This is a genomic window from Bacteroides sp. OM08-11 (assembly GCF_003438665.1).
Lineage (GTDB): Bacteria > Bacteroidota > Bacteroidia > Bacteroidales > Bacteroidaceae > Bacteroides > Bacteroides cutis.
The window spans coordinates 120,090-146,520 of record NZ_QSTJ01000002.1 but is presented as its reverse complement, the minus strand read 5'-3'; the positions used below and the strand labels follow the sequence as shown (position 1 = coordinate 146,520).

The following is a 26,431-nucleotide window of genomic DNA, read 5'->3' as shown; positions in this document are numbered from 1 at the left end:
CCGATAAACTTGAATAAAACCCGATTTAAAAAGATATACTCATGACAAACAAACCTACATACATGAAGAAGATAATAGCCGGTTCCTCATTACTGTTCTGTACACTGTTCGTTGCCCCGCAACTACACGCACAGGAAAGTGTAGATGTAATCATCCGTGAAAACGGAACGGAACGTCGCGAAATAATCGATTTACCTACAAGTATGACCTATCCGCTGGACAGCTTGCTCAATGACTGGAAGGCAAAAAACTATATTGATTTAGGAAAAGATTGCAGTACTTCAACCGTTAATCCTGAGTTCAGTGACTCGATATATATTGACCGACTTTCGCGCATGCCGACTATCATGGAAATGCCGTATAACGAAATCATACGTAAATTCATCGACATGTATACCGGACGCCTGCGTAATCAGGTGGCATTTATGCTGAGTGCCTGCAACTTCTATATGCCTATCTTTGAAGAAGCGCTTGATGCTTACGGGTTACCTCTCGAATTGAAATACTTGCCTATCATCGAATCGGCTCTTAACCCTTCTGCCGTATCCCGTGCAGGAGCTTCCGGTCTGTGGCAATTCATGTTGCAAACCGGGAAAATTTACGGTTTGGAAAGTAACAGTCTGGTAGACGAACGCCGCGATCCGATAAAAGCAACCTGGGCTGCCGCACGTTACCTGAAAGACATGTATGCCATTTATCAAGACTGGAATTTGGTAATTGCGGCTTATAACTGTGGTCCAGGAACCATCAACAAGGCTATCCGACGCGCCGGAGGAAAAACAGATTATTGGGAAATCTACAATTATCTGCCCAAAGAGACGCGTGGCTATGTGCCTGCTTTCATTGCAGCCAACTATGTGATGACTTATTATTGTAAGCACAACATCTGTCCGATGGAAACCAACATACCGGATGCTACTGACACGGTACAAGTAAACCGTAACCTCCATTTTGAACAAATAGCCGATGTATGCGGTATCAATCTGGATGAAATCAAAAGCCTGAATCCCCAGTTCAAAAAGAATATCATTCCGGGAGATACCAAAGCACAAACTCTCCGTCTTCCGATAAATTATATCAGCACATTTATTGACAAGCAGGACACTATCTATGCTCACCGTAGCAAAGAGTTATTCAAAAATCGCAGGGTAGTTGCCGTTGCCGATACACGAAGCACGGCACGCAACCAAAGTAGTACCCCTAAAGGAAGTGCCACTTATCATAAAATAAAGAATGGAGAAACTTTGTCTACCATTGCACGTAAATATGGCGTCACCGTCAATCAGCTAAAAAGCTGGAATGGACTGAGCGGCACAAGGATCAACGCAGGGAAGCAACTGAAGATTTATAAATAATAAAACATCAAATGCTTGCCCCGTATTGAAAATTGCTTATTTTTGCAGAAAGTGAATAAAAGGAGAACAGTATATGGAAGAGAATGTAAGCCAGAAGGAGAAAGAGAAAGCCGAAGAAGAAATGATTGAACAGGCATTCCAGGAACTGTTAAACGACTACTTGGCAACTAAGCACCGTAAACGTGTCGAGATAATAACCAAAGCATTCAATTTTGCCAATCAAGCGCATAAGGGTATCAAACGCCGCTCGGGAGAGCCTTACATAATGCATCCTATTGCCGTGGCAAAGATTGTTTGTAATGAAATAGGACTCGGTTCCACCTCTATCTGCTCGGCTTTGTTACACGATGTAGTAGAAGACACCGACTATACCGTAGAAGATATCGAGAATATTTTTGGTCCCAAGATTGCCCAAATCGTAGATGGACTGACAAAAATATCCGGCGGTATCTTCGGTGACCGCGCTTCGGCACAGGCCGAGAACTTCAAGAAGTTACTTCTCACCATGTCCGATGATATTCGCGTTATCCTTATTAAGATAGCAGACCGGTTGCACAACATGCGTACGCTTGGTTCCATGTTGCCCAACAAGCAATTTAAGATTGCCGGTGAAACACTTTATATCTACGCTCCGCTTGCCAATCGTTTAGGATTGTACAAGATCAAAACGGAATTGGAAAACCTAAGTTTCAAATATGAACATCCGGAAGAATATCACGAAATAGAAAAAAAACTTGCCGCGACGGCCGTTGAGCGCGACAAAGTATTCAATGAATTTACAACTCCGATACGTGCACAACTCGACAAGATGGGGTTGAAATACCGTATTCTTGCCCGTATAAAATCCATCTACTCCATCTGGAACAAGATGCAGACCAAGCATGTTCCTTTTGAGGAAATCTACGATTTGCTTGCCGTACGAATTATTTTTGAACCCCGCAACATGGAAGAAGAGCTAAATGACTGTTTCGACATTTATGTTTCTATTTCCAAAATATACAAACCACACCCTGATAGATTGCGCGATTGGGTAAGCCACCCGAAAGCCAATGGTTATCAGGCTTTGCACGTCACCCTCATGGGCAACAACGGACAGTGGATTGAGGTTCAAATCCGGAGTGAACGCATGAACGACGTTGCCGAACAAGGTTTCGCCGCTCACTGGAAATATAAGGAAGGTGGCGGTAGCGAAGATGAAGGTGAACTTGAAAAATGGTTACGTACCATTAAGGAAATACTTGATGACCCTCAACCAGATGCTATCGACTTTCTTGATACTATCAAATTAAATCTTTTCGCTTCGGAAATCTTTGTATTTACGCCGAAAGGTGAAATTAAAACCATGCCGCAAAACTCCACTGCACTGGATTTTGCATTCTCTTTGCATACTGATATTGGCAGCCATTGTATAGGTGCTAAAGTCAATCATAAGTTGGTTCCCTTAAGCCATAAGTTACAAAGTGGCGACCAAGTAGAAATATTAACCTCCAAATCGCAACGTGTTCAACCGGAATGGGAAGTGTATGCCACCACCGCTCGTGCTCGTGCCAAAATTGCCTCCATTCTACGTAAAGAGGCGAAAGCTTATCAGAAAGAGGGCGAAACAATGATAGCTGAGTTCTTCCAAAATGAAGATATCCGTATGGATGATGCTGCACTGAACAAACTAACCAAGCTACATAATTTCCATACTCCCGATGAACTTCTCATCGCCGTCGGAAGTAAAAAAATTGTATTGGGCGATGCGGATAAGAATATATTTAAAGAAAAGCAAAGTAGTAATTGGAAAAAATATCTCACTTTCTCTTTTGGAAGCAAAGAAAACAAGGACAATAAAGATGGTAAAGAACAACCTGAAGAAAAGACTTCACAAGAGAAAATCAATACAAAGCAGATATTAAAGCTGACAGAAGAAACTATTTCGAAGAACTACATCATGGCAGACTGTTGCCATCCCATTCCCGGAGACGACGTACTGGGCTACATTGATGAAGAAAACCATGTTATTATTCATAAACGCCAGTGCCCCGTTGCCGCCCGTTTAAAGAGCAGCTACGGCAACCGGATCATTGCCACAGAATGGGATACACACAAAGATCTCACCTTCTTGGTTACCATATATATAAAAGGTATAGACTGTATGGGATTGCTGAATGAAGTAACTCAAGTTATCTCGCGTCAGCTGAATGTAAATATCCGTAAACTGACAATTGAAACCATCGACGGTATTTTTGAAGGCAAGATACAACTCTATGTACACGATGTGGATGACGTACGTTCTATTTGTAATAATTTGAAACAGATACAGAACATCAAGCAGGTAGTGAGAATAGAAGACTAAAAGAGATTTTCTTTCAAATCATCTACTTGTTGATAAGTAAACGTGTCCAAGGCATCACGCATTCCTACCAACTCTTCGCGAATGGATTTCAGCCTATCTACAATCTCAAAATTGCGAAGAGTTGTTTCCTTATTATCTTTCATTCGCTGACGGGCACCAGGGAGGGTCATACCACGTTCCTTTACCAAATGATAGATAAGTTTTACCGTTTCAATATCCTCTTTTCGATATTGCCGTATACCACGCCCCCCCTTCTTAGGATTGAGTTGAGGAAACTCTTTCTCCCAAAAACGAAGCAACGACTCGTTTACATCGAACATCGCCGCGACCTCACTAATAGAGTAATATAACTTCAGCTTTTTATCTGTATTCAGCATATCAGTACTTTCAATTAACCATTGTCAAATATCCATCAATCCATCATCTTACCGTGGTTCTCCGCAATCTGAATCATATGGTCATAATCTTCGGCACTAAGATCCATAAAGTAATAGTTGACGGGGTTTACAACCTGGCCTTTTACATGTACCTCATAATGAAGGTGCGGTCCGGTACTTTTACCTGTACTGCCAACTGCACCAATCACCTCACCCCGTACAACTCGCTTACCAAGTTGCGTACGAAAACCTTGCAAGTGGGCATACCAAGTCTGATAACCAAAACCATGATCTATAATAATTATATTACCATATCCGGTCTCCCACCCCATCTTTATCACTTTTCCGTCACCGGTAGCGTAGACATCTGTACCCGGATGAGCAGAGAAGTCCATCCCTGCATGGAAACGAGCAGTACCGTATATAGGATCTATACGCGTTCCATAGCCAGAAGCAGTCTTCCGTAAATCTTTATTGGAAATAGGTTGGATAGCAGGAATACATTTCAACATCTCATCATGGTTCTTACACATCTTCACTACATCATCAAAAGAACGTGATTGAATATAAAGCTGTTTGGTCAGCATATCCATTTTCTGTGTAGTGTTGATAACCAAATCCGAGTTCGCCATATCCATCAAGTGCTCATAACGGTTTGTACCGCCATAACCCGCCTTACGAATGGTCGAAGGTATCGGATCGGCTTGAAAGATGACACGATAAAGGTTGTCATCACGCTGCTGTATATCCTGCAACACCCCCATCGCCTCATCCAACCGACGGGAAAGTACATTATACTGCGCTTGTAGCTTACTATTTTCTTTTCTCAACTCCTTCTCCGACGGAGAACCGAAAATTAATAACAGTATGATGAAACTACCCGCACCCAGTCCCATACCAAAAAATAAACGACGCAAAATACTTAATGCCCGTTGCCGTACAGTAGGATAGATTCGGTCATAAGTCTGTGTCCTTGGATTATAAATGTAGTAAACTTTGCGCATCTTAGGAAATATTTCGCTTGTCAATGCGACAAAAGTAATAAAAACACGCTATCTTTGCACAGTTTTTTCAAGAATATTAACCTCAAGGATAGATATATAGAGTATGTTGACTGCAAATGAAATCAGAGACTCGTTCAAGAGTTTTTTTGAAAGTAAAAGCCATCAGATTGTGCCTTCGGCACCGATGGTGATTAAAGATGACCCCACGTTGATGTTTACCAACGCGGGTATGAACCAGTTTAAAGACATTATTTTGGGTAACCACCCGGCAAAATATAAAAGAGTTGCCGACTCACAGAAATGCCTTCGTGTGAGCGGAAAGCACAACGACCTGGAGGAAGTAGGTCATGATACTTATCATCACACCATGTTTGAGATGCTAGGTAACTGGTCGTTTGGTGACTACTTTAAGAAAGAAGCTATTTCATGGGCGTGGGAATATCTGGTAGACGTATTGAAACTGGATCCCAAGGATCTTTATGCCACCGTATTTGAAGGTAGTCCTGAAGAAGGTCTGGAACGCGACAACGAAGCTGCATCTTATTGGGAACAATTCTTACCCAAAGACCATATCCTTAATGGGAACAAACACGATAATTTCTGGGAAATGGGCGATACGGGGCCTTGTGGTCCGTGTTCAGAAATACATGTTGATTCCCGCTCGGAAGAAGAGAAAGCACAAGTTCCCGGTAGCCAGTTGGTGAACAAAGACCATCCGCAAGTTATTGAAATTTGGAATCTTGTATTTATGCAATTCAACCGTAAAGCGGACGGTAGCCTCGAAGGACTTCCCGCCAAAGTAATTGATACAGGCATGGGATTTGAACGTTTGGTACGTACATTACAAGGTAAAACTTCCAACTATGATACAGATGTATTCCAACCGATATTGAAAGCCATCGGTGACATGGCAGGTAAAAAGTATGGCGAAGATGAAAAATCAGACATTGCTATGCGTGTTATTGCCGACCACATCCGAACTATTGCCTTTTCTATCACAGACGGCCAATTGCCGAGTAATGCAAAAGCAGGTTATGTAATTCGCCGTATCCTCCGCCGTGCAGTACGTTATGGCTATACATTTCTTGGACAAAAACAGGCATTCCTGTACAAACTTCTCCCCGTGCTGATTGAAAATATGGGTGGTGCCTACCCCGAATTGAATGCGCAAAAAGAATTGATTACCAAAGTGATTAAAGAAGAAGAAGATTCCTTCCTTCGCACTCTGGAAACCGGTATACGCTTACTCGACAAGACAATGGCAGATACCAAAGTTGCCGGTAAGACTGAAATCAGCGGTAAAGATGCCTTTACATTATATGATACGTTCGGTTTCCCACTCGACCTCACGGAACTTATCTTGCGCGAAAATGACATGACTGCCGATATCAAGGAATTCAATGCCGAAATGGAGAAACAGAAACAACGTGCTCGCAATGCTGCAGCCGTTGAAACCGGTGATTGGATTACATTGAAGGAGGGTACCACAGAATTTGTGGGTTATGATTATACGGAATATGAAACATCCATTCTGCGTTATCGCCAGGTGAGACAAAAGAATCAGACTTTATATCAGATTGTATTGGACAAGACTCCGTTCTATGCCGAAAGTGGTGGTCAGGTAGGTGATACGGGGGTATTGGTGAATGAATTTGAAACTATCGAAGTAATTGATACGAAGAAAGAAAACAATCTTCCTATTCATATTACCAAGAAGTTGCCCGAATATTTGGAAGCTCCGATGATGGCTTGCGTGGATACAGAAAAGCGTGCCGCATGTGCCGCTAACCACTCTGCTACCCATTTGCTGGATGCCGCATTACGTGAAGTATTAGGTGACCACGTAGAACAGAAAGGTTCTTTAGTTACTCCTGACTCTCTGCGTTTTGACTTTTCCCATTTCCAAAAAGTAACAGATGAGGAACTTCGTCAGGTAGAACACATTGTAAATGCCAAGATACGTGCTAATATTCCTTTGAAAGAATATCGTAATATTCCTATTGAAGAAGCTAAAGAACTGGGTGCCATCGCACTTTTTGGTGAAAAGTATGGCGACCATGTACGTGTTATCCAGTTCGGCTCTTCCATCGAATTCTGCGGTGGTACACACGTTGCCGCTACCGGAAACATCGGAATGGTGAAGATTGTATCCGAAAGTTCTGTTGCTGCCGGTATTCGTCGTATCGAAGCATACACAGGAGCACGTGTAGAGGAAATGTTGGATACTTTCCAAGACACCATGCGCGACCTGAAAGCACTTTTCAACAATGCACCCGACTTATCCGGTGCAATCCGTAAGTATATTGAAGAAAATGCAGGGTTAAAGAAACAGGTGGAAGACTTCATGAAAGAAAAGGAAGCACAACTGAAAGAAAAATTGTTGCAAAACGCTCAAGAAGTAAACGGTATAAAGGTTATTAAGTTCTGTGCAGCAATGATACCTGCCGATGCCGTTAAAAATATCGCTTTCCAATTGCGTGGAGAAATTACGGAAAATCTTTTCTTCGTAGCCGGAACAGTATTCGAAGGTAAACCGATGTTGACAGTTATGTTAAGCGATAACCTCGTAGCTGGTGGTCTTAAAGCGGGTAACTTGGTGAAAGAAGCAGCTAAACTGATACAAGGTGGCGGTGGCGGTCAACCTCATTTTGCAACTGCAGGTGGTAAAAACCCTGATGGTTTGAACGCTGCAGTAGATAAAATTATGGAATTGGCAGGGCTATAAACAGCCTCTAACTGATCTTACCTAATAAAAAGGACTCCGCTTTCGGCTAAATATCGAAAGCGGAGTCCTTTTTTACAGACAAAATATAATCTGATATTATTCTATACCAAGGCTAAACAATTCCCGAAAAACAACTGTCACACCCTGAGGCAACAAACCGGAAGGGCAAAATTCTGTGATATTCTCAGCAAGTACACACTTTGCCGTATTACCGGAAGAAGAAAGAAGAGTTCGGGTATAAAACCTCTTTTCATTACCATAAGTAAATTGCCACACGACCCGCATATCTCCTTCTTCATCTTCTACGAAAATTGTATCGTAACGGCCAATAAAAGGTATACTTTCTTTCCCTTCCGGATAAATCTCCAGTATACCTTTCTCCCAAAAAGAAGAGTCATCATCTGGTACCAACAAGTAATATCCGTTGTCTTTCAACCAAGGCCGTTCGGCCAGATTTTTCTGCACACTAGCCAGCAAATCCATAGATGCACCTTCGCTAATTCCATATTCAAAGCCCATTTTCATCATTTTACACTGATGACGATTTTTCACTGTAATGAAAAGTTTAGTTCCAGTACCCGAGCCATCCATGATACGCAATATCGTTTCACCTTCCATCAGAGGTTGAATCTTAATACGCCGGTAACCGTTAACATCTTTAGTAAACGCTACATTTGCCACAGACTCATGTTCATTAATAAGGTTATAATTACCATCTCCTCCATCAATTCCTAATACTATCTCTTTTGTATTTGCCAAATATAATGTAACAGAAGAAATCAAGTTATCACAAGTCCCAATTTGATAGATAGGTTCAATCCCCTCAAAGATTACCATATCCCGATAATCCTCTTCACAACTGGCACCAACCAGCATCAAGCATATCAAAGTTAATATGTAATAAGCATGTTTCATTGTCTTAGATTTTAGTTGTTCCTTATATATAGGAATGCAAAATAGCAACAAATACTGCACTGAGAAATAGATATTCCACTTATTTTCCAGTATGATACAATCGTCCGTCTTGTTTACGTAATGCCAATTGTGCATCATAGAGTGACACCGGAGTGACATCTTTTCCTTGCATAATCCATACGCCATCGGGTCTTCCCTTACGAGCTCCTTCATGCTTGTTTCCCTTGGTACCGATACTGAAGTTTTTGGCAGATACCCATGGATTTTGAACGGTAATTCTACCTCCTTTACAATTCCAAAGAAACTGATTGGCACCTGCCCATCCATGTCCGGAACCCATATCGGCACGATCTTGCACATTGATTTGTCCGTCACTGTCAATGTTATCGTAGAGTGTACCAATATTCCAGCGGTGATGTGGTCCTGCATCGGCATGAGAATTTCGTATTTTCACCCTTACAAAAGCATTGGGTCCTACTCCCTTACTACCAGTAACACAATCATGCCGTCCTTCAGTAGTTTCACAATCTATCACCAAACATGATGACACATCATCCATCAAGAAGGAATAAAGTCGCCCTCCGGTACGCACCGCTACCCCATCAAAACATTTACAGTCCTTCACCGTAATATAACGAGAATTATCTCTCAGTTCAGCCAAACCATAGGCAAAGTATTTGGAAGTAACATTACGTATCCAACTATGTTCAGTCTTTGTCATATCAATAGCCGTACAACTATGATCTTCATCATTATAATAACCAGTCTTATCTTTTTTGGTTTTGTCATATTCACTGATAATCTGCATATTTTCTACACCACAATGGTTTATTCGTCCCGAAAAAGTTGACTTATACACAGCTCCACCACCATACCGAGTTTCCATAGCCATCATAATAGGATTATCAAAATGAAGAGTGTCGTCAATAATTTTAGTAACTACACGTTCATAAGCAAAATTATAGCCACTGGCTTCCCACTGCTTAACACCTGAGCCACCTTCTATTTGATCCATCTTAAGGTCATGAATCCATTCATTGGTACCGGGACGATAAATAGTGACATCATCACCAACCTGGAAAGAACCAGGGTTATTTACTGTAACCCAGAAACGCCCTACAGGAACATAAGCCTCTTTGATATTGTTAGAAGAAGGCGCAGATGGGGTCAATTTTCCGGAACCTGCTATTTTAATGAGCCTATGATGTGCATCATAACCTGCTTTTTTACCGGCAGCTACCAATATGGTACCATCTTCTCCATCGCCTTCACCACGAAGTACTACTCCACTAGCCTTTATAGCCAAAGACCCAAACACTTCATATTGTCCTTTTTGCAAAAGAATTGCTCCACGGATATTGTCCGTAAGCGGCATCCGAGAAACTTCATCAATAGCATTTTGAATCATGGAAGTAGCATCCACACCCTGCATTGGTGCAGAAAGGACTTTGACAACAGGAGCTTCAGGTATCTCAACTTCACCACCTTTATAGCCTATATTACTAAAATCAGGAAGAGTATTCCCAAAATCATCCTCCAGCAAAGAAAAATCAAAGTTAGGTTCTATACGCGAGTATAATACGGAGGGGACATAAGGGGCTTGAATTACAGAAATTTCTTTCTTCAAAGAACCAGCTGTAACACTGACAATAGCCTTACGTTGGTGCATGGCAGAATTTGACTCCACAGCGATGACCAGTATATTCGGTTTCTCCTTTTTCACAACACATGTAACCCAACTTGCTCCGGCAGTCATTACTCCTGCTTTCCATTGTATATTACTCTGTACCTGTATTTCCTTACTGCCACTGGCCACATCGAATGAAAGTTCAGTTTCAGTAATTTCAAGCATAGGTTCAATATTTTCCTGAATAACAAGAAGTACCTTCTTTAACGTGCCACATGTAAAAAGTATTTTCGATTCACGCTTAGCACCAGAGTCGTTAGCTTTTACAGTTATCGAAACAACCCCATTAGTTTCATCTTTGTAACTACACCAATCAGCACCGGAAACTACTTTAGCTTCCCAAACAGCAGAAGATTTAATTTCTATCTTCTTCGAAGACGCATCAGAACCAAATACCAGTTCTTCATCACTGATTTCTAACGTAAGAGGTGTTTCATCATCAGAACAAGCCTGCAAACTCCCCCCAAAAAGCAACACTAAAAAGAGAAAGAATAGTACCTTCCCTTCCCCAAAAAGAGTAGAATGTTTCATCGTAATATTCGTGTTTGTTGTTTAATAAAAATAATATTACGAATATAAAGGAAAAAAATAAAATAAAGCTAATTATAAAGAAAAATAAAACAAATAACCCAATTATATACTTTAATGCACCAATCACACAAAAATAAAAGCCGTACCCAAATTCAAACTTAGGTGCGGCTATTCTTAAATCACAATTATATACATTATCCTAACTATGGCAAATAAAGTATTTGCCTAATATATAAGTTATCCATATACCCTGAACTATTTTTAGTTACTCGTATATAAGTACTTGACATATAAACAGTAAAAAAGTAATATGGATCTCCTGCATTCATTTGGTACTTATGTGTAACATATTTTTCTGCATAAACAGTTCGTGGGGTCTTTACACCAGTATTAGAAGCTGCTTCCAATGAAATTAAAGCTGATTTAAACGCATTATTGTTATTAGCTATATCAGTTGAACCTCCATCCCTGTTTGGTACTAATGAATTACCTCTCCATACTAAAAATCCAGCAGAATTTATAGCTTCCTGTACTTCCGATTTTGTAGGTATCTCATTTGACGATAAACTAGACCAAGCCATACTGTACCTCCTTTCTCAAAAACAATTCAACACATTTACGAGGTGGTACACCAATGGTGGATTTCGTCACTTGACTACCTAAATGGGGGGGATATTAGGAATCTTTCTTTATACATAAACCTGTATTTCAATTTATGATTTATATATGTATAAACAAAGACCGTATCTCAATGGTTATACTTTGATACGGTCTTGCCAAAATTCTCTATATTCAAATCATTTCTTCAACACTTTAGCTATTTTTCCAAATAGTCCAGCTTTTTTCTCATCCCACTCTTGTGCTTTCTTCTCAAAATACGGTATCATCTTATTATGCTCATCCAAACATTTCAAACGCATTAAGCTAGTATCAAAATCAGCACGTTTCCTAAGAAGTTCTTGTTTATCCATAGCCCTTGTAAGCATACCTAATCCTGGAACAGTAGGACTAGGTGCAAATTTTTCTGAAATATCTTTCGTTAACCATGAAAGTCTATCAATAATATCTTCAACCTTTTTACTATTTGGTTCACTTGTCGTCTTTTTTACAGACTTTTCTGTTTTACTTTCTTTTTCTTCCACCTTTTTCATAACTTCTACTTTCTTTTTGGAAAAGGCTTCAAACGGGAACATATAAACTACTGAACATTGTTCAATGGCAGAATTAGACTTCAAATAAGCAGAAACATAAGGCTCATTACCCAAAATGTCCTTGTTATCTCTTTTATTTTCATTTCTCGCCTTAGCATTCCAACGGAAATCGCTATCAACCATTGAATTAGCCCAAGTACACCAAGCAATAGTACTCCCTACCATCCAAACTTTAAAATACTTATCGCCTTCTTCTCCCGCATATTCAAATGCTTTCTGCGGACTCAAAATGATAATATCACTTTGATTAATATCCGTAAAATTAACTTGCTTTCCTTTACGCAAAGCATTCACGATTTTATCAAACAATACTTCATTGTTTGCTTTTAAATACTCTAAAACTGAATTTTCATTATTGCTCATATCTTCTCATTTTAATGTTTTTACCCAATTATCAAATTTCCAATAAACCACACTGCAAAAGCTGTCATATTGGCTACACCAAGTTTCTTTATAAAGATACCGAATGCAGAATTTACCCAAAAATCTCTTGGAGCAATCGTTACTTCCACACTCAAAGCATATCCTATAAAGAATGCTATAATACCAAATACTCCAGCAAGTCCCGAAGCTGCACTTTCAGCCCAAAACATAATATCTATTGCAACTAATGCAATGATATTCAATACTAATAATACGAATGTTATACAACCCATAATTCTACTATTTTAATGATTCAACAATTTCATCTACATATACATTTGCAACATTTTCGGCTGTTGCTTTAATGTCTTCTAATATTGGAAACCTTTTGACTATTGCTCCTCGTGCAGTTCCCGACAAATGTGGCAACACTATTGATTTGGCATTTACCGTACATTTATCCAAAACTTCTTTCGCTTTCTTACCTAAACAAACACAAAGATTTGGTCTCACCAAGTCTAATTCTTTTTGCAATATATCAGTATATGTCTTTAATCTACTTTCAGCATAAGTCTTAGACATTTCTCTATCATGTACAAAATACTTATTCGCATCAGTCAGGTATATTGCAACCCCTTTCTTAATCAGATCATTAACCAACAAGCCAGCCATTTTGCCACCACTTCCACTTTTTCTATGAGCTGCATCATGCAGCCCAAATGGACTTGACACTATCGCATCATGGCATTCTTCATACCATTTCGCATCACGTAACGGGTCTTGCGCAATAAGCATAATTCGGACATTATCGACTTGAACATTAAACCAGGTCGGCAAATCTAAACCTATTGCACCTTTATCCACAAAATCTTTTCTAAACAATGGATTCAAAATGGGAATACAAACAGAGGTAGTATCTGTATATCCATTAAAAGGCTTCAAATCATCGGAAAACTCTTTTTGCCATTCTGCATACGAGAAGTCATAGCACTTTCTCATTTGCTTATAACGAGCCTTTAACATATCTAATTGCTGAATACCCAACAATTCATCAGCAACTAACTTTGGAATATCATCCGACAAATGACAATCATTGCAGAAGACTGTTCTCATACACAATCACTTTGCGCTCCCCCAGTCTCAAAGAAAGCATTTTCTAAAATAGGGAAGGCGCAAGACTGTTATCAAATTCCGTCAATGGGTTCTGGACTACCTCTGCACCGAAAAATGAAAACAGCTCACGCCTTTGGCTGTATATCAACACATCAGTGCTATATATGCAAACCAAAGGGAGCATTCTTTCATATTCCTCAGTGCAGGTGAATTGTCCAGATTCATTGACAAGGAATAAGCTAAACGCTTCCTAAACTATGTCTGTCCCTCTTGGGACAATGCAAATATAGGAACTATTTAGCAAAAATGCTACTTCGTGAACTGCTCTTTTTCTATTTTCAATTCAAATTTACCTATTCTTATGGGGAAATCAAACTTTGATACTTTAATCTTTTATATGCTGACATCGTAAAATAAGTAAATCTTTCAACATCTGTTAGTCCTCTCGTATTATATCTAAATGCAAATTCATCACAGTATTTATCCAAATGCTTTGGACTTACTTTATGATATATTCCTAATATTCCACGTTTCAAGTGTGACCAAAATCCCTCAATACTATTGGTATGAAATCCGTCTTTTACATATTCACCAGTACTATGTTCAACAACTTTATGAATATAATTTTTCGATATTCCAGCATAACCTTTCCATCCATCTGTTATAACGGTAGAACCTTCCTTGACTAAAGTATTGATTATCGTTTTCAAAACCTTTCCACCGGTATTTGGAACAACGGTTGTATATGCCATTCCATCAGATAATAGACCTACTACGGGAGTCTTAACTTTAAGACTTCTTCCTTGTGCATTCTTTACTCTACCTTTATTCTTACCACCGACATAGGTTTCATCAACTTGTGTCATATCATTAAATTGAACTACAAGTTTGTCTTTCAAATTATGTCTTATCCGTTCCAACATAAACCAAGCTGTTTTCTGTGTTACATCTATATCTTTAGATAATTGTATGCTACTTATTCCTTTCTTATGGGCTAAGAATATATACAATGCATAGAACCATTTCTTTAATGACACATGACTACCTTCAAACATTGTACCAATAGTAACCGTAAATCTTTTCTTACATCGTTTACATTTATATAGTCCTTTAAATTCTCCATTAGACTTTAACTTATAATGCTCTTTCGTTTGACAATTGCAGTGTGGGCAAATCGGTTCTCCACGCCATTTAACATCTTCAAGAAATTCTCTGCATGATTTTTCATCATAAAAGGATTTCATCAAATCAATAAATGACTTTACTTCTCGCATTTGTTTATTCTTCTTTATTATTTCTACAATATTGATTATTTCTGTTTCCAATTGACATGTTATTTTTATTATATAAATATAATAAAAAATCCTAACACATAAAACATAAGTGATTAAAAATTAGATACTTAAATAAGCCAATTGGGTATAATTATCATATACATATATCCTGTAATTATTGCTCATTTAAACATTAACCAAGTGCTTCCAGTATGATACTTGGAACACTTGGTTTTTACTACTATGAAAACTACTTTGGCGAATTATACCCCAATCCAATCTCAAGTGTTATCTACTTAGGATTCTTTAACAAAATTCTTTGATTCACTTGAAAACGGGCATAAAAAATAGGGAAACCCAAAAGATTTCCCTATTGAAATAAGATATAAATAGATAGAATTAAAATTAGTACATTAAAGTATATAATTGGGACAAATAATTTTTATTCTACCTGTACAGACGGATAATTCACTAGATACAACGTACCTGTAGTTCGTGTAAATGCGGTATACAGCCAACGAAAATAATCAGGTGTCAGATACTCATCTGTCATATATCCCTGATCAAGGAAAACATTCTTCCACTGCCCACCCTGCGCTTTGTGGCAAGTTACAGCATATGCATATTTCACTTGTAAGGCATTATAATAAGGATCCGCTTTCATCTTCTTCATTCGTTCACGCTTTATGGTAATATCAGCATAGTCTTCTAACACCATATAAAAAAGGCGGTCGTTGTCAACTTTGGATAGTGCCGGTGCATCACTATGTAAAGTATCTAATAACAGATTTACATCCAATTCGAAATCATTGTAATCAGGAAAAGACAGAGTGACATTTGCAAAATGGAAACCATATAATTCACGTGTACTCCCAACTCTCCGAACAACAGCCGTATCACCATTAGCAATGAAATCCAATTCTTTCTCTTTCTCCGTCCAATAATAATTATTTTTCGCAACCATAAGTAAATCGCCTGTATTCAATTCATCCTCACGCCAGAGTATTTGGGTACGAATACCGTTATTGTAAATATTAGCTCGCTTGTTGGAACGGCATATCACAATGGTATCATCCACTCCATCACGACTATAACACTGTTCCAGAACATCAATCAACTCGTTACCCGGTAGTACCTTTATGTCTGCAAAACCTGTTACCTTTATTTTCGGTAAAGAGATACAGTTATCCTCTGTTATCAATTGGCGTAACCGGGTAGCATTCCACAAAATCCCCGATTGTTGTTCTTGTCTTACCACCTGAGTTAAATTCACCTCAACGACTTCGAGCCCATACCCCTTTAGAGCTTCGGCATAGAGAGCAGGACTTTGTTCTTCGCCAACCGGCGGCAACTGTGCCGTATCTCCCATCAGCAACAAACGACATCTCTGTCCGGAATAAACAAATTGTACCAAATCATCCAGTAATCTCCCCGTACCAAAAGCCGAACCGGACAACCCTTCATTGGAAATCATCGACGCTTCATCTACTATATATAAGGTATGTGTCGTCAAATTATCGTTCACCAAAAAATTACTCAATTCATTAGAAAAAGATCGTTGTCTATAAATTTTTTTATGAATTGTAAACGCTGAATGCCCCGCATAAGCTGAAAAAACCTTTGCCGCACGTCCCGTTGGAGCCAACAAAATTGACTTTTGTTGTAACTTATCCAATGTTTTGACCAATGCCCCTACTAACGAAGTTTTACCCGTTCCGGCATAACCACGAAGCAAGAAAACCACCTCACTACGGGGCGACAGAAGAAACTCTGATAAAGATTTTACAGCAATTTCTTGCTCGGGAGTTGGTTGATAAGGAAAATTTTCCTTAATTTGCCTTTCTAAATAGTTATTTATCATTTTTGTAAGAGAAAAAAGTAACGGTAACTATCGTTTTTAAATTTATTTCTTTTATTTTTGCGGTGCGAATATAACAACTAAAAAACATATTTATCATGAAAACAGTATTTAATATCGTTTTAGGCTTATGTGCTCTGGCCTTAGTTTATATCTGCTATACCAGCATTATGGGTCCTATAAACTTTGAAAAAGCTAAAAAGCACAGAGATGCGGCAGTCATCGCTCGTTTGATTGACATCCGTAAGGCACAGTTGGAGTATCGCGGTTTGCACAATCAGCAATACACAGCAAGCTTTGACACATTGATTGATTTCGTTAAAAACCAGAAACTTCCGTTCATTTATAAACAAGGTGAATTGAGTGATAAACAATTGGAAGATGGTCTTACAGAAAAGAAGGCTATCAATATCATCAATAAAGCTAAGAAAACCGGTAATTATGCGGATGTAAAAAAATGGGGATTGGAAAACTTCAAACGTGATACTTTGTGGGTAGCTGTTTTGGATACAATCTTCCCAAAAGGTTTCAATGCAGACTCTATGAGATATGTTCCTTTTGGAAACGGTGTACAGTTTGAAATGGCTATCAAAAATGATACAGCAAAATCCGGTGCTCCTTTCTGTCTGCTCGAAGTTAAGACTCCATACGAAGTTTACCTGAATGGTTTGGATAAACAAGAAATCGCTAACCTGAAAGATGTACAAACTAAGTTGGGTAAATATTCCGGTTTGATGATTGGTAGTTTGGAAACAGCTAACAACAACGCTGGTAACTGGGAATAATCTTCCATCATACGTATGATAGAAACAACTGATTTTAGTAAATCGGAACAATATACCTTATCCATCCGTCTTAGTACGGATGGATTTTCTTTTTCTGTATTCAATCCCTTGAATGATGGTAATTTTTTTTTCTATGAACATGATGTAAACAAGTCCCTATCCCTCACTGCCAATCTGAAACAAACTTTCCGTGATGTGGAATGGTTAAAGCATCCCTTCCGCCGTGTCAATGTGATAATGGCAGACAAGCGATTTACATTCATTCCTTTGGAGTTTTTTGAAGATGAACAAGCAGAAACGGTATTCTATCATAACCATCCACGAAAGGAAAACGAAACAGTGCAATACAATATTCTACAAAAAAACAATATCGTAGTATTATTTGGTATGGATAAGAGTACTTGTACTTTCTTGAATGAACAATATCCCAACATTAAATTTTACTCTCAAACCAGTCCACTCATAGAGTTCTTTGCAACCAAAAGCCGTTTAGGAAATAGTAGAAAGATGTATGCTCATTTGTGCAAAGATGCCGTAAACATTTATACTTACGAACGTGGACGTTTGTTACTTGCCAATTCTTTTGCCTGTAAGGAGATCAACGATCAAATCTATTATCTACTTTATATTTGGAAACAGCTTGGTATGGAACAGGAACGTGACGAATTACACCTTACAGGATACTTATCTGACAAAAACCAATTATTATCCGAACTGAGAAAATTTATCCGACAGGTATTCATCATGAATCCTGCCACTAATATTGATCTCCAAGCCATTAACCTATGCGAGTAATTAGCGGAATATACAAAAGAAGACGTTTTGATGTACCCCACTCTTTCAAGGCACGTCCGACCACAGATTTTGCTAAAGAGAACCTGTTTAATGTACTATCCAATTATATTGACTTTGAAGACGGTATACGCGCTCTCGATCTCTTTGCGGGAACAGGTAGTATCAGTATTGAACTGGTATCCAGAGGTTGTGATCAAGTTATCAGTGTAGAAAAAGATCGTGATCATTATGCTTTTATTTGCAAAATCATACAAGAATTGAAGACCGATAAGTGCTTGCCTATCCGTGGCGATGTATTCAAATACATAAAAAGCGGACGAGAGCAGTTCGACTTCATCTTTGCCGACCCTCCTTATGAACTTACCGGATTGGAAACTATACCTGATCTGATTTTTGAAAATAATTTTTTGAAAGAAGACGGACTGTTTATCCTGGAACATGGTAAGAAAGATAATTTTGAGAATCACCAGCATTTTGTAGAAAAAAGAGTGTACGGAAGTGTAAACTTCTCTTTTTTCCAATTATAGGAGCGGTGCCAAAAGCCGTATCACACTCTCGGCAGCTTTAAGATACCAAGAGCGTTTCTTCCAACTTTTTAAGAATACTTGTATACACTCTCGCTGATCCTGTAAAAAGATTTCGCGCATCTGGAGAGCAGTTTCCGCATCGTATATAAAAGCATTTACCTCGAAGTTATGTTCAAAGCTACGGAAATCTACATTCGTAGACCCTACCGTAGACAATTCGTCATCCGAAACCATCAGCTTGGAGTGTAAAAAACCTTTCTTATAAAAATAAACCTTAACCCCGGCACGTAACATATCTGCAAGATACGAACAAGACCCTAAATGCGTCAGCCGATTATCAGCCCGATAAGGGATCATTAAGCGAATATCCACACCAGACAAAGCAGCTGTCTGCATAGCAACAGCTACCGCCTCGGTAGGCAAGAAGTAAGGAGTTTGTATATAGAAATATTTCTTTGCCCCCGAAATTGCTGTTAAAAGTCCCTGCATAATTTCTTTCCATGGCCCTATCGGTTCACTGGTAACAATCTGCGCCAACGAAGTGCCACAGTTGTCTATTTTCGGAAAATACCGGGTAGAAGTCATTAAAGTACGGTCTACAAAATACCAATCGAGTAAGAAAGCCGTTTGTAATCCATGTACAGCTTTTCCTTCCAACATCAGATGAGTATCCCGCCAAATCCCCCATGAGAAGCCACGCATATAACGTTCTGCCAAATTCATCCCTCCAATAAAACCAATACATCCGTCAATAACAACAATTTTCCGGTGATTACGATAATTCACTTTACTAGTGAACAGTGGAAAGCGGACTTTCAGAAAACTGCGTACCTCGACACCTGCCTCGCGCATTTTTTCAAAAAAGCGATGGGGTACATGCCAACAACCTACATCATCATAAATGACACGTACTTCTACTCCTTTTTTTGCCTTATCTATCAGGACATCGCGCACCATACGTCCAATTGCATCGTCCTCAAAGATATAAAACTCAATATGAATATGTTTTTCCGCTTTCTGCAATTGACGCAAAAGAGATTGCAACATTGAAAGTCCCAATGTATAAGTTTCTACACGGTTACCATCAAAAGGAAAAGCTTGGTTAGTATTACGGAATAAGGAAATGAGACGACTATAATTCATAGGAAGAGCACAGGAGTCCTGAGACAGATACTCCGCCATCGGTTTTTTCAATAGGCGGTCGTAACTTTTCTTTCCGATGATACGTTCACGACGTTGGCTACGACCAAAGAAAAAGTAAAGGATCAATCCCACTACCGGCAAGAACATCAGTATCAATATCCACGACATCGTCTTCACCGGATTACGGTTATCGAGGACAATGACAATAATCGTTCCGATAATGGCTCCAAAATAAAGAATATTAAAAGCTACGGCAGCGATTTCACTTGCTATGAAAGTCCAGTCTATCATGCAAGCAAATATAAAAAAAAGAAATGATAATTTAATATACTAATATATAGTTAATGTGCTAATATGCACATATTAACACATTAGCACATTAACTATATATTAGCGCCTTATCAAAATGGCCTTCTACCTCCAAAACCACCTCCATGGCGTCCTCCACCAGGAGCGCCAGGACCTCCGAAGCCACGTCTGCCACCATCTTGCATACTCTCACGAGCTGATTTATTACCAAAGATATTCAGACGATAGATAAAATGCAACATACAATAACTATTGACACCGTTGTATTCATAAACCGAACGACCGTTAGCATTCAATGAGCGACTGATATTACTCTGTTGCTTCAGTATGTCATACATCTCAAAACTAACTGTCGCCGCTCCCTTGAAGAGAGTTTGTGAAAGCTGCGCATTCCAAATTAATTCATTACGGTTCATACTGGCATCCGTATAACCACGACGACTTTGGTTGGCAATATTAGTAGAAAGACTCATATTCCATGGCATACTCACTGTAGTATTAGCACCGTAAGAAAAAGTATAAGGTTCCTGATTATTACTTGGTGTCAGTTTGTCTTTTTCAATTGAATAAGAGAGCGAACCGTTCAAACCAAACTCAAGCCAGTCATTACGAAAAGTACCATTCAATCGTTCATTCAAAGTAAGATTTGTAGTAGTATTTTTTTGTTCCACTGCATCAGTACCTCTACCAGAAGTCAGGTAACCCACATTATTAGTATAATCGGCATTGGTATATGAACTAATAGTGAACTTCTTGTTTTTCAATGCCGTATTGAAACCAAACAAACCAGACGCACGCCAATCACCATTTATATTTTTGGAAGTCGTAGTCCATCCACCAGTCGTTTCATTATACACACGACTGTTACTGATACTATTTTGAGTGGTTTGGAAATTCGCATGTGAAAAAATGCCACGTTGTTTATCCGCATTATACGTATTATAAAAAACACGGAGATTATGCGTAAAAGAAGGTTTCAATCCTGGATTACCAATTCTGATATTCAATGGATTAGAATCATCTGTCACTGGTAACAAGTTCTCCATACTAGGTTGACTGCTACGTCCACGGTATGTCATACGCAATTGGCTTACTTTAGAAAAACGTACACGCAAATCCACATTCGGTGCAAAATTAAAAACGCTACGAGTAGTAATCGTATCAATTTCACCCTTCTTATAAGTGAGTTCCGTATTCTGTGGTTGGAAAGACAGACCAGCATTCAGTTGATACTTCGGACGGATAAACCGCAATCCCACCATAGCATCATGATTATAGGTTTTATATTCAGCATACTTACTTTGATCCATATCCTTATTATTTATATAGTCGGCCGGAAGCTGTTCACCCATTTCCCATCCCAGCTTAGAAAGGTCATATGTACTTTTATCACTCTCAGTATAGTTATACTGAAACTGATAGCTGAATTGTAAGAAAGTTGCCCACGCAATAGGTTCGCTATAAGTAAGCTGCCCACTATAACTGTAATTTGACGCAGGTGAAGTAATATAACGTCGTATCACATCATCATCCCGAATGTTATCCGTCTGGAAATATCGCGTATCCGTAGAACTGAACTGTTCGCTATCATTATCACCATAACTAAAACGACCTCGAAAGGTAATATTACGTCCTTTTGAGTTCAGCTTACGATTTATCTGAAGCGTCGCATTAGTGGAAAGAGAATTACCGTTACTACTAGAAAGACTATTATTAGTATTCACCAAAATCTTTTTCAACGGATCGTCATCGTCCGTCAGGTCGGCACGCATCAGCTTCATCCAGATATTGAGCGAATCATTAGGATTAGTGAAATATTTATAAGGATCATCATTGAACGTAGCAGACTTTCCATCGGAATAGCTTTCCGTCTTTCCATACGAAAGATTAGGACGGAAAATGATATTCGTCAACGTATCGGGTCTCCATTCCAAACGGAAATCCACATTTACATTCTGACTCTTACTTCTACTCAAAGAATTAGAATTTGAGAAAGAAGAATTACTTCCACTGGACAAGAAATTTTCCGAATATCCACGACTAATCACATCATTGTCCCGATAATTATAGCGTGCGCTACCACCTAACTCCAGTTTATCAGTCTCTGTAGCAAAGCTCACACCCAATTCCTTAGTTGCAGTCAATCCGTTGTTACGGCGCCAACGGGGACCGCCGCCACCACCAGAAAAGCCCTGATCGTTTACATTATTCGCACCGGCTATCAGAGACACTTGCGTCTTGTCACGGAAATAATTCACCATAGCGCGTCCCATATAACGGCTTTCCGTACCTCCTGCCAAATCTATATTACCAAAAACACCTTGATTCATACCTTTCTTTACCGTGAGGTCAAGTACTGTTTCCTCTTCACCGTCATCAATGCCGGTAATACGTGCCAAATCAGACTTCTTATCGTATGTTTTCAGTTTGTCAACCATATCGACCGGAAGGTTCTTCAAACCGGTTTTCACATCACCGCCAAAGAATTCCTTGCCACCAACCATGATTTTCTTTACCTCTTTACCGTTTATTTTCACGTTACCATCTTCATCGACTTCGGCTCCAGGAAGCTTCTTTACCAACTCTTCAAGCATAGCACCTTCGGGAGTACGGTAAGCAGAAGAGTTAAACGCAATCGTATCTTCCACAACCTGTACCTGAGGAGCTTCGGCAGTAACCACTGCCTCTGCCAGCATAACGGCATCAGTTTCCAACGTCAACGTACCTATTTTCCTGTTGGGATTGGCATCAGTCAACTGCAAGGGAACCAGTTTATTTTTAAAACCAATATAGGAAACCTTCAATACATATTTTCCGGCTTTTACCTTCGGTAAGGTAAAATAGCCTTGCCCGGTAGTAGCAATACCGGCTGCGTACGTACTGTCCGGTAATGAGAGTAATTGGACAGTAGCTTGTGCCGCAGGTTCTTTCGTGTCCTCAACTACACGACCGGAAACGGTAATGTTCTTTGTTTGTGAGAAAGCGGAAACTGTCGTTATTAACAGCAACGCCAGTCCGGTGATAATCTTTTTCATGCCCTATTTTTATAAATGACTAACAATGTTTATTTGTACACTGCTTCATTTGACAAACTTCTACACAAAAGGTTTAACACCTTACATGTTGAAATATCTTAATTATCGACCATTCCTCCCAAAGCATCTACCAATCTGCATTTTTTATATACTAAAATCATTGTAGCCAGCATACTCCTGCAGTATCACCGTTCACTGTTCACAATAATACTATCTATCTTTTCGGTTACCACTCTTATTACCTCCCAAAGTGTCGAAACGATAGACAAGATGTACCATGCAATAACTGGTCAAAGTATTAAAACGGATATCCGTAACATTTGTACCGCTTGTCCAGCGATACTGATTATTCTGCTGTTGCAAGATGTCATATACTTTGACACGTACCATCGCCTGCTTCCTTTTCAGAAATTTCTTAGATATCTGCGCATTCCACATCAGTTCATCTTTGTTAGCATTGCCGCTGTATCCGTCACGTATCCTCCAGTTTAAATCTGTAGAGATCTCTATATCCCAAGGTAACCGGATGTTGGTATCCCCACCCAATGTATAGTCAAATGTTTCGCGGTTACTGTCGGTCTGTTTACTATTATATATACTGTTATACCGGAAAGTTGCTTTCAAAGACACATCGAATTTGTCACTACGATAACTACTACGTAAAGTCTCACCCGTCGAAAAATTATGTGTAGTACTCAGTTCCCAATCCTCCCCCTTTTGATTGACAGTAGTATAACTCACCTGATCTCTATAGTTGAAATCCATATTCACTCCGATATTGAACTTCTTGTTTTTCAACGGCATATAAAAAGAGCCCCATGAACCGATATTCCAGTTACCGTTCACATTCACCTTATGATAGGTACGCGCGCCTGTTTCCTTGTCATAAGTCATACGGTCGGCTACGGAATTCATTGTATTTCTGAAATACAGACTCATGTAGATACTTCGCATACTCTTAGGCGAATAACGATTATAATTGATATCCACATTATTTGTAAACGAAGATTTCAGGTTCGGATTACCATACCGCATGTTCATCGGGTCAGTCACATTAATCACCTCCTGCAAGTCCCACATATTAGGTGCTTCACTATTCCCCCTGTAATTGAGCCGTAGCCTCTCACGTTGAGAAAATACATATTCCAACCATAATGTAGGCGTCCAATTCACTACATATTGCCGTGGTAAATCCTTGAAAGCATTAGGACCAATTGTTGTCTTACTCTCCGTAGTACGCGGATTTAAGGCCACTCCGGCATTATACAACAATCCCTTATAGTTATCGCCTTGCTTAAGGTGGTTACCTTGAATAGAAAGATTTACATAATGGTTGTTATAAAAATTCTCCACACGCGAACTCAATCCATTATTATAGTCCAGATTAAAGCGATTATCGTAGTTGATACTGTCATAGACCAATGATTGGGACAAGCCGCTTTGATGGGAATAATTATAACTGAGACTGAGTGTATAATGTTTGGAAAGTGGTTCTGAATACATGGCAAAAACTCCCCAATTACGATTATCGCCGTTACCAGCCGTCCTACGTTCAATGTCCGAGATACTGTCCTGCTTAAAAAACTGCGAATAAGAATCATTGAAATTATCCCGCTGGTTATCACTATAACCAAAGTTTACAGAGGCATGAAAATTACGCCCCCGTTTCTTGAAACGGTGATTGTAAGTGAATGAACCACTGACATTAAAATTCCTGCTATCCCCATAATTTTGCGAAGTTGTTTCATTGATATCTTTCAGTTCATTGTCACGGTTCTTGTTCCAATAGTTGCCCCAAGAGTCATTCTTCTGATAGCCCAAAGCCGACCTTACGGAAATTGTATTCAAACTGTCTACCTTCCATTCCAAGTACATGTCTCCTTTCAAATCGTGACTACCATTCTTGCTGTTCGACCTATTATTAGAAAAAGTAGATTCCTCTCCCAGAAAGGTTTCTGTAGATGATTCCGTATCCGAATCTACCTCATTATGCCGATAACGGACATTTCCTCGCAAATCCAGCTTTTTCCCTTTGCGCGCATACGTAAGACCACCGTTCTGGTTAGTACGTTGCCCGCCGCCCCAACTACGATCTCTACCAAAGTCCCGTCCAGCTTCTCCAAGTTCCGAGAAACCTTTCCCATTGGTATTATTGGCAGAACCGATAAAAGACAAATTAACTTCATCCGTGAAATGATTAACATTGACTCCCTCTTCATAGCGATCTTTACTACCATATCCGGCAATCACATTTCCCATCCAACCACTGTTCTTTTTTAATACCAGATCTAATACCGCCGTTTCATTTCCATCTTTAATACCTGTCTGGCGTTCGCGGTCGCTCTTCTCTTTATAAGCTTTCAGTTTCTTCACAGCGTCTGCCGGAAGGTTTTTCAGCGACATTTCCGTGTCTCCACCAAAGAACTCCTTACCATTCACCATGATTTTCTTTATTTCTTCACCATTCAACTTTATCTTTCCCTCCTCGTCGATCTCCACACCGGGAATTTTCTTTATCAGTTCATCAAGCATAGCACCTGCAGAAACACGATAGGCAGACGCAGAATATTCTGTCGTATCGGCTTTCACCACTACCGGAGGAGCTTCTGCTGTGATAAGCGCCTCATCAAGCAACACTCCATCAGATGCCAAAGCTATGACACCGATATTCTTAGACGGTACTTTAGCAGATAATGCTACTGACTGAAAATGAGTGTTATATCCCACAAAGGAAACTTTAAGAAGGTAGGTTCCGGCCTTTACAGGGGGCAATGTAAAATAACCCTTCTCTTGGGTGATATTTCCTGCCACTTGCGAACTATCGCGCAAAGCAAGCAGCTGAATCGTAGCAGCTTCAATAGGCTCTTTTGTCTCTTTCTCGATGACCTTCCCCGAGACAACAACTGTGTTCTTTTGCGCCAAAGCAATTCCGGGAGTAAAAAGTAATAACAACATCCCGGCTATAAGTTTTTTCATGTAGTATTAGTGTTTATATTGCGGATACAAATATAGGCACTAATCTCTTACATAAGGTTTAAAATATACCACAATTATCTCCAAAATACATCATATTTACCTTTTAG

The 26,431-nt window shown here is 39.4% G+C and carries 19 protein-coding genes; 6 read left to right on the top strand and 13 right to left on the bottom strand.

The features are described from left to right. Positions 1-41: 41 nt before the first annotated feature. Both DXC10_RS04440 and DXC10_RS04435 read left to right on the top strand, forming a co-directional pair. The gene (locus DXC10_RS04440) at positions 42-1,355 is read left to right on the top strand and encodes a lytic transglycosylase domain-containing protein (protein WP_101544398.1); all 1,314 of its coding nucleotides are present in this window, start codon (positions 42-44) and stop codon (positions 1,353-1,355) included. Between the two features lie 73 nt (positions 1,356-1,428). After that, a complete protein-coding gene (locus DXC10_RS04435; RefSeq protein ID WP_101544396.1) occupies positions 1,429-3,696 on the top strand; it encodes a bifunctional (p)ppGpp synthetase/guanosine-3',5'-bis(diphosphate) 3'-pyrophosphohydrolase in 2,268 nt (755 codons plus the stop codon). Here DXC10_RS04435 and DXC10_RS04430 read toward each other — a convergent pair. Further along, on the bottom strand, positions 3,693-4,073 hold the full coding sequence (locus DXC10_RS04430; protein WP_101544393.1) for a MerR family transcriptional regulator: 381 nt from the start codon (positions 4,071-4,073) through the stop codon (positions 3,693-3,695). The genes DXC10_RS04435 and DXC10_RS04430 overlap by 4 nt on opposite strands. A 35-nt stretch (positions 4,074-4,108) precedes the next feature. Beyond that, positions 4,109-5,077: a M23 family metallopeptidase gene (locus DXC10_RS04425; RefSeq protein WP_101544391.1), complete on the bottom strand. Its 969-nt coding sequence runs from the start codon at positions 5,075-5,077 to the stop codon at positions 4,109-4,111. 103 nt (positions 5,078-5,180) lie between these two features. Between DXC10_RS04425 and alaS the strand changes: the two genes are divergently transcribed. Beyond that, positions 5,181-7,802 (top strand): alanine--tRNA ligase, encoded by a 2,622-nt coding sequence (gene alaS / locus DXC10_RS04420; protein WP_101544389.1) that lies wholly within the window; start codon positions 5,181-5,183, stop codon positions 7,800-7,802. Between the two features lie 96 nt (positions 7,803-7,898). Here alaS and DXC10_RS04415 read toward each other — a convergent pair whose 3' ends face one another. The 8 genes from DXC10_RS04415 to DXC10_RS04380 all read right to left on the bottom strand — a co-directional run bounded on the left by DXC10_RS04415 (position 7,899) and on the right by DXC10_RS04380 (position 16,757). Then, a complete protein-coding gene (locus DXC10_RS04415; RefSeq protein ID WP_101544790.1) occupies positions 7,899-8,717 on the bottom strand; it encodes a hypothetical protein in 819 nt (272 codons plus the stop codon). A gap of 79 nt (positions 8,718-8,796) precedes the next feature. Further along, a complete protein-coding gene (locus DXC10_RS04410) occupies positions 8,797-10,935 on the bottom strand; it encodes a BACON domain-containing protein (protein ID WP_101544387.1) in 2,139 nt (712 codons plus the stop codon). Between the two features lie 203 nt (positions 10,936-11,138). Then, positions 11,139-11,516 (bottom strand): hypothetical protein, encoded by a 378-nt coding sequence (locus tag DXC10_RS04405; protein WP_117737407.1) that lies wholly within the window; start codon positions 11,514-11,516, stop codon positions 11,139-11,141. 216 nt (positions 11,517-11,732) lie between these two features. Next, the gene (locus DXC10_RS04400; protein WP_117737406.1) at positions 11,733-12,509 is read right to left on the bottom strand and encodes a hypothetical protein; all 777 of its coding nucleotides are present in this window, start codon (positions 12,507-12,509) and stop codon (positions 11,733-11,735) included. Positions 12,510-12,529: 20 nt separating this feature from the next. Next, positions 12,530-12,802 carry a hypothetical protein gene (locus DXC10_RS04395; protein WP_005825562.1) on the bottom strand — a complete coding sequence of 91 codons (273 nt, stop codon included), beginning with the start codon at positions 12,800-12,802 and terminating at the stop codon, positions 12,530-12,532. Positions 12,803-12,809: 7 nt separating this feature from the next. Then, entirely contained in the window at positions 12,810-13,622 is an 813-nt protein-coding gene (locus DXC10_RS04390) for a uracil-DNA glycosylase family protein (protein WP_117737405.1), read from the bottom strand. Between the two features lie 359 nt (positions 13,623-13,981). Further along, positions 13,982-14,947, bottom strand: a complete 966-nt coding sequence (locus tag DXC10_RS04385) for an IS1595-like element ISBun2 family transposase (RefSeq protein WP_117737404.1) — start codon at positions 14,945-14,947, stop codon at positions 13,982-13,984. A 391-nt stretch (positions 14,948-15,338) separates the two neighbouring features. Beyond that, positions 15,339-16,757 carry an ATP-dependent RecD-like DNA helicase gene (locus DXC10_RS04380; RefSeq protein WP_101544374.1) on the bottom strand — a complete coding sequence of 473 codons (1,419 nt, stop codon included), beginning with the start codon at positions 16,755-16,757 and terminating at the stop codon, positions 15,339-15,341. A 95-nt stretch (positions 16,758-16,852) separates the two neighbouring features. Here DXC10_RS04380 and DXC10_RS04375 point away from each other — a divergent pair, with 95 nt between their 5' ends. The 3 genes from DXC10_RS04375 to rsmD are packed head-to-tail and all read left to right on the top strand — an operon-like array spanning position 16,853 to position 18,861. Continuing rightward, a complete protein-coding gene (locus DXC10_RS04375) occupies positions 16,853-17,539 on the top strand; it encodes a hypothetical protein (protein WP_117737403.1) in 687 nt (228 codons plus the stop codon). 15 nt (positions 17,540-17,554) lie between these two features. Further along, complete coding sequence (locus tag DXC10_RS04370) at positions 17,555-18,334, top strand: DUF3822 family protein (RefSeq protein WP_117737402.1); 780 nt, start codon at positions 17,555-17,557, stop codon at positions 18,332-18,334. Continuing rightward, positions 18,325-18,861, top strand: a complete 537-nt coding sequence (rsmD, locus tag DXC10_RS04365) for a 16S rRNA (guanine(966)-N(2))-methyltransferase RsmD (RefSeq protein WP_101544367.1) — start codon at positions 18,325-18,327, stop codon at positions 18,859-18,861. Before DXC10_RS04370 ends, rsmD begins: the two co-directional genes overlap by 10 nt. Here rsmD and cls read toward each other — a convergent pair. From cls to DXC10_RS04350, 3 genes are all read right to left on the bottom strand, one after another. Then, a complete protein-coding gene (gene cls, locus DXC10_RS04360) occupies positions 18,856-20,295 on the bottom strand; it encodes a cardiolipin synthase (RefSeq protein WP_101544364.1) in 1,440 nt (479 codons plus the stop codon). The two genes, rsmD and cls, sit on opposite strands and share 6 nt — an antisense overlap. Positions 20,296-20,405: 110 nt before the next feature. Next, the gene (locus DXC10_RS04355) at positions 20,406-23,348 is read right to left on the bottom strand and encodes a TonB-dependent receptor (protein WP_101544362.1); all 2,943 of its coding nucleotides are present in this window, start codon (positions 23,346-23,348) and stop codon (positions 20,406-20,408) included. Between the two features lie 210 nt (positions 23,349-23,558). Next, on the bottom strand, positions 23,559-26,324 hold the full coding sequence (locus DXC10_RS04350) for a TonB-dependent receptor (protein WP_117737401.1): 2,766 nt from the start codon (positions 26,322-26,324) through the stop codon (positions 23,559-23,561). Positions 26,325-26,431 lie beyond the last annotated feature (107 nt).